Source organism: bacterium, from assembly GCA_040755795.1.
Taxonomy (GTDB): domain Bacteria; phylum UBA9089; class CG2-30-40-21; order CG2-30-40-21; family SBAY01; genus JBFLXS01.
In genome coordinates this window covers 1-5,255 of sequence record JBFLXS010000285.1, presented here as the reverse complement: position 1 = coordinate 5,255, position 5,255 = coordinate 1, and the positions used below count along the sequence as shown (strand labels likewise).

At 37.2% G+C, this 5,255-nt stretch carries 7 protein-coding genes; 4 read left to right on the top strand and 3 right to left on the bottom strand.

Annotation, left to right across the window (positions count from 1 at the left end; all coding sequences use genetic code 11):
• Together ileS and AB1414_14885 are read right to left on the bottom strand one after the other, a co-directional pair.
• A partial coding sequence (gene ileS, locus AB1414_14890; GenBank protein MEW6608708.1) for an isoleucine--tRNA ligase occupies positions 1-2,750 on the bottom strand: 2,750 nt, incomplete at its 3' end.
• Positions 2,707-2,979, bottom strand: a complete 273-nt coding sequence (locus tag AB1414_14885) for a DUF167 domain-containing protein (protein MEW6608707.1) — start codon at positions 2,977-2,979, stop codon at positions 2,707-2,709. The genes AB1414_14885 and ileS, both read right to left, overlap by 44 nt.
• A 105-nt stretch (positions 2,980-3,084) precedes the next feature.
• Between AB1414_14885 and AB1414_14880 the strand changes: the two genes are divergently transcribed.
• The 4 genes from AB1414_14880 to AB1414_14865 all read left to right on the top strand — a co-directional run bounded on the left by AB1414_14880 (position 3,085) and on the right by AB1414_14865 (position 4,823).
• Positions 3,085-3,876, top strand: coding sequence for an energy-coupling factor transporter transmembrane component T (locus AB1414_14880; GenBank protein ID MEW6608706.1), 792 nt, complete (start codon positions 3,085-3,087; stop codon positions 3,874-3,876).
• A 167-nt stretch (positions 3,877-4,043) separates the two neighbouring features.
• On the top strand, positions 4,044-4,277 hold the full coding sequence (gene purS / locus AB1414_14875) for a phosphoribosylformylglycinamidine synthase subunit PurS (GenBank protein ID MEW6608705.1): 234 nt from the start codon (positions 4,044-4,046) through the stop codon (positions 4,275-4,277).
• 53 nt (positions 4,278-4,330) lie between these two features.
• The gene (locus AB1414_14870; GenBank protein MEW6608704.1) at positions 4,331-4,570 is read left to right on the top strand and encodes a hypothetical protein; all 240 of its coding nucleotides are present in this window, start codon (positions 4,331-4,333) and stop codon (positions 4,568-4,570) included.
• Positions 4,563-4,823: a type II toxin-antitoxin system RelE/ParE family toxin gene (locus AB1414_14865; GenBank protein MEW6608703.1), complete on the top strand. Its 261-nt coding sequence runs from the start codon at positions 4,563-4,565 to the stop codon at positions 4,821-4,823. The genes AB1414_14870 and AB1414_14865 overlap by 8 nt, the downstream gene beginning before the upstream one ends.
• A gap of 161 nt (positions 4,824-4,984) precedes the next feature.
• Here AB1414_14865 and AB1414_14860 read toward each other — a convergent pair.
• On the bottom strand, positions 4,985-5,255 hold a 271-nt coding region (locus tag AB1414_14860), incomplete at its 5' end, for a hypothetical protein (GenBank protein ID MEW6608702.1).

Here is a 5,255-nt window from a genome sequence, read left to right as displayed (position 1 = left end):
TTACCATGCGAGACCACTTTAATACATCGTTCACAGAGAGTTGGATGTGCGGTAAAACTTCCAACTGCCTCGCTGTAATTCCAACAACGACTGCATTTACTCCCTTTAGCCTTTTTTACCTCGACTTTTAGTTCATCCCCTTTTATCAACTCGACATAAGAGACAATAAAGATAAATCTTAATTCATCTTCGTATTCTCTAAGTAGATTTTCCTTTTCAGGGGGATAAGTCAAAATTACCTGTGCCTCTAATGATGAGCCAATTAAGGCACTGGCTCTTGCCTCTTCCAATGCCTTACTGAGCTTCTCTCGGACATCCAGAACTTCCTCCCATTGTTTTGCGGTAGTTTCATCTAAATATTTTAAATTTGGTGTTGGAAACAGGGTTAAATGCACACTTGTTTTTTTATCTTCAATAATCAAATTTTGCCATATTTCTTCTGAGGTAAAACTTAAAACAGGCGCCAACAGTTTAGTCAACGAAGTAGTAATTTCATACATCACGGTTTGGGCTGACCTTCTTTCTTTTGAGTCTGCGGCAAAGGTATAAAGCCTATCTTTAAGTATATCCAAATATAACGCACTCAGGAAACTTGAGCAGAAATTAAGTATCAAATGATAGATGAGATGAAATTCAAATTTCTCATAGGCATCTGTTACCTTCTGAATTAGCAATGTCAATTGATGGCATACCCATTTATCAATCCGCATCAGGTCTGGATATGCAATCTTATCTTTTGATGGATTAAAATCATAAAGGTTTCCCAGCATAAATCTAAATGTATTGCGTATTTTTCGATAAGATTCACCCATTCTGGTAAGTATTTCCTGCCCTAATCGGACATCTCCGCGATAATCTTCTGAGATTACCCATAATCTTAAAATATCCGCCCCATATTTGTCAATAATATTCAATGGGGAGATAACATTTCCCATAGATTTGCTCATTGCCTTTCCTTCTTCATCCAACATAAATCCGTGAGTTAAGACGGCTTTGTATGGTGGTATTTTTTCCGTTGCCATTGAGGTAAGTATTGAGGATTGAAACCAGCCACGGTGTTGGTCAGAGCCTTCTAAATAAAGGTCAGCCGGGAAGATAAGTTCTTGCCTCTTTTTAAGCACCGCCCGATGGCTTACCCCGGATTCAAACCAGACATCAATAATGTCCTCTTCCTTTCTGAATTTGTTACCTCCACATTCTTTACACTTTATTCCTTCAGGCAAAAAGGAATCTGCATCTTTCTCAAACCAAATGTCAATCCCTTGCTCTCGGATTTGATTTTTAATCATCTCAATTATATTTGAATCCAGAAGGGTTTGCTGGCAATTTGTGCAATAAAAAGCAGGAATTGGCACACCCCATGCCCGCTGTCTTGAGATACACCAATCAGCCCGCAAATTCACTGTATTATAAAATCGTTCTTCACCCCAGGCAGGAACCCAGGTAACATCCTCAATTGCCTTAAGCGTTTTTTGTCGTAATTCATCATTTTCTAATCGGATAAACCATTGGTCTGTAGCACGAAAAATAATTTTATGCTTACATCTCCAACAATGAGGATAAGAATGCGTAATTGTCTCTTGATGAAAGAGTTTTCCAAGTGAGTGTATTTTTTCAATGATATGTTTATTAGCAGAAAAGACATTTAGACCAGCAAATTCATCTCCTTCATTCGTAAATTTACCATTACTATCTACCGGGGCAATAACAGGCAGGTTATATTTGAATCCGACCTCATAATCGTCTAAGCCATGTCCTGGAGCAGTATGAACACATCCTGTTCCCTGTTCCCTGGTGACATGAGAACCTAAAATAACCAGCGAATCACGCTCAATAAATGGGTGTTGGCAAACAATTCCCTCTAATTCATCTCCTCTGAATGTGGCTAATTCTTCATAGTCCTTTTTCCCTGCGGCGGTTAATGTTGATTCAATTAGTTCCCGAGCCATAATTAAGTTTTCACCCTCTACTTTAATAAGTGAATACTCAAATTGTGGATTAAGAGCAATGGCAACATTCGCCAGAAGTGTCCAGGGGGTAGTCGTCCAGATGAGGATGGAGGGATTTTGGATTTTGGATTGAAATTCTTCCCATTTAGGCGTTGGTTTTATCGGAAATTTAACGAAGATAGAAGGGGAGGAAACCTCTTTATATTCCACCTCAGCCTCAGCTAAAGCCGTGCCACAGGGCGCACACCAGTAGACAGGTTTCTTACTTTTGTAGATATACCCTTTTTCGACTAATTCTTTAAACACCTCAATGACCGCGGCGGAATAGTCATTGGTTAATGTCAAATAAGGTCTTTCCCAGTCCCCTAATATTCCCAGTCTTTTAAATTCCTCTTTTTGCACACCAGCAAAATAGATGGCATAATCTCGACAAATCTTGCGAATCTCCATTTTCGTTAATTTATCACTATCTTTTGTTTCAGCAACGACTTTATACTCAATCGGCAATCCGTGGCAATCCCACCCCGGCACATACGGAGCATCAAATCCTTTCATTGATTTATACTTAACGATAATATCCTTTAATATTTTATTTAAGGCATGACCCATGTGGATGTCACCATTGGCATAAGGAGGACCATCATGTAAGACATATTTGGGATTGTCTTTTCTCTCCTGGCGCAGGGTATTATAAATATTTAATTCTTGCCAGGATTTTAAAATATCCGGCTCTCTTTTAGGCAAATCTGCCTTCATTTTAAACTCTGTTTTTGGCAAGTTCAATGTATCTTGATAGTTCATCTTCAGTTACTCCATTTAGTTCAATCGTTTTAATCTTTGATTTTTGCCCCTGAACAATAGCCATTTGTGACTTTTTTAAGCCTAATTCTCTGGCTAATAGTTTTATAACCGCTTCATTTGCCGCTCCCTCAACTGGTGGAGCAGTAACTTTTATTTTTAATAGCCCGTCTGTCAGTTCCAATATCTCATTTTTCGAGGCTTTAGGGATTACCTTGATTTTAAAATTCACACTCATTAAATTTAAATAATTATATCATCATTTTAAAAAGAATGCAACAATTTTTTTCTTGACCAAAATTATTTTTTAGTGTATAATTAGGTAAAGTGAGGAGGGATTGCCATATATCTTTATTTAGATAAACAAACCCCAATACATAACTTAAATCCTATTACTAAAATTATAAGTCTAATCCTTCTTTTTGCCTTAAGCTTAGTTTTTAACCATCCTGGTTATTTATTAGTGGTCTTGGGATTTACTCTTTTGATTGGATACAAAAGCCAATGTTTAGAAAACATCTGGCGAATAAAGACACTTCTTATTTGCCTGGGGATTATGTGTCCGGTGATGTGGTCTTTTTTTATAAAAGGAGAAACTGTTCTCTGGGAGTTTGGTTTTTTATCTGTATCTAAAGAATCCCTTCTTTATGGCCTGGGAATGAGTTTTAGATTGATAATGATGGCTATTTCAGGGATGATATTCATTTCTTGTATCACGGTAGAGGAGTTTACCTGGGGATTAAACAGATTTGGATTGCCGTTTCGGGTTAGTTTTGCGTTATCACTTGCTTTTAGATTAGTGCCAACTTTTACTCAAGTATTGGAGACAATTGTGCAGGCTCAATTAGCCCGTGGATTAGAGTTAGACAAAGGTGGAATGATTACAAGGAGTAAAAAATATATCCCTTTGATTATTCCTACTGTTGCTTATGCGATTAAAAAGGCAGACCTATTGGCTCAAGCATTAGAATCAAAAGGATTTGGTAGTAAAGAACCACGCTCACAGTATCTTGAATTTAAAATATCGAGTATAGATTATTGTGTTATGGCTTTATTGTTTTGTTTGCTTATTTTCTCTGTTTTACTCAGGGTAGGTGGATTTGGAGGAGTAATTGCTGGTAACTGGTAACTGGTAATTGGTAATTGGTAACTGGTAATTGGTAATTGGTAACTGGTAACTAATTACCATTCACCAGTTACCATTCACCACTTACCATTCACCAGTTACCATTCACCACTTACCATTCACGAGTTACCATTCACCAGTTACCATTTACCAAATAGAAGGGGTATTTTATGTCATTAGCCAAAATTTATATTACTTTAAAAAAAACTGTTTTAGACCCGCAAGGTGTTACTGTAAAAAAAGCCCTTGAATCATTGGGGTATCAAGGAATAGAAGATGTTCGGGTGGGGAAATATTTAGAGATAAAAGCCGCGGGATTAAATGAACAGACGATTAAGCAAATGTGCGACCGACTCCTGGCTAATCCGGTGATTGAAGATTATAGGTTTGAATTTGAAGAGTAATAATCTGTGGTTGTTTTTTTGACAATACCTGTCCACACAAAAGGGAGGATAAAATGCAAAGTGTTGCATTAAAAAAAGAGGCAAAAAAGGCAATAGATGAATTATCAGAAAAAAAACTTAAGGTTGCTATTGATTTTATAAAATACCTCAAAGAAAAAGAAGGAATAGAAGCAACTCTTGAAATTCTTGCCAGTCATGAAATTATGACACAAATAGAAGTAGCTGATAAATCTATAAAAAAGGGTAAACTTGACGAGTTTGTTCCCTGGGAAAAAGTTAAACGCAATGTATAAAGTCTTCCTTCATAAGAAAGCAATTAAATATTATGAAAGCCTTGATGATAAAATAGCAGGAAGGATAAATAAAGCCATTGAATCTATAAGCAAAAATCCGCTTGAAGGTACACATATTAAAAGACTGAGAGGAATATGTGAGGGAAAATATAGATATGCAGTAGGTAATTTGAGAATAGTTTACAGAGTTAATGTTGAAGATAAAATCGTTCTTATTGAAGCAATTGGTCCAAGAGGGGATATTTACAAGTAAATTCAAATTTAGTAGCGTAGGAATCAACTTATGAGTTTTGCAAAATGGTAACCATTCATCTTGCTACTCGGTTCTTACTTTTGTTTATAAGGGTTTAAATCTTATACTCCTGAGTCTGTCAGGAGAAGGCGTGGTGTCTGAATAAGTTATTCTCTAATTCATTATTTTTCAGGAGAAACGCTCATGCCCACAGGAAGTGGGCACAAAGGAAGATGAAAATGGGTTTGATGGTTTGATGGTTCAGGTGAAATCAGGCTGAAGCCTGCGGCTACCAGCCTTCCCGAACCCCGAACCCCCGAGTCCCGATTTTCAGGAGAAACCGTCATGCCCCTGCGGGGCACAAAGGAGGATGAAAATTTTGCTTGAATTTCCAGCTTCCTTGTGTTATTCTTACTAAGAAAGAGGCAAGGAGACTTGCCCAAAAGAAATAAA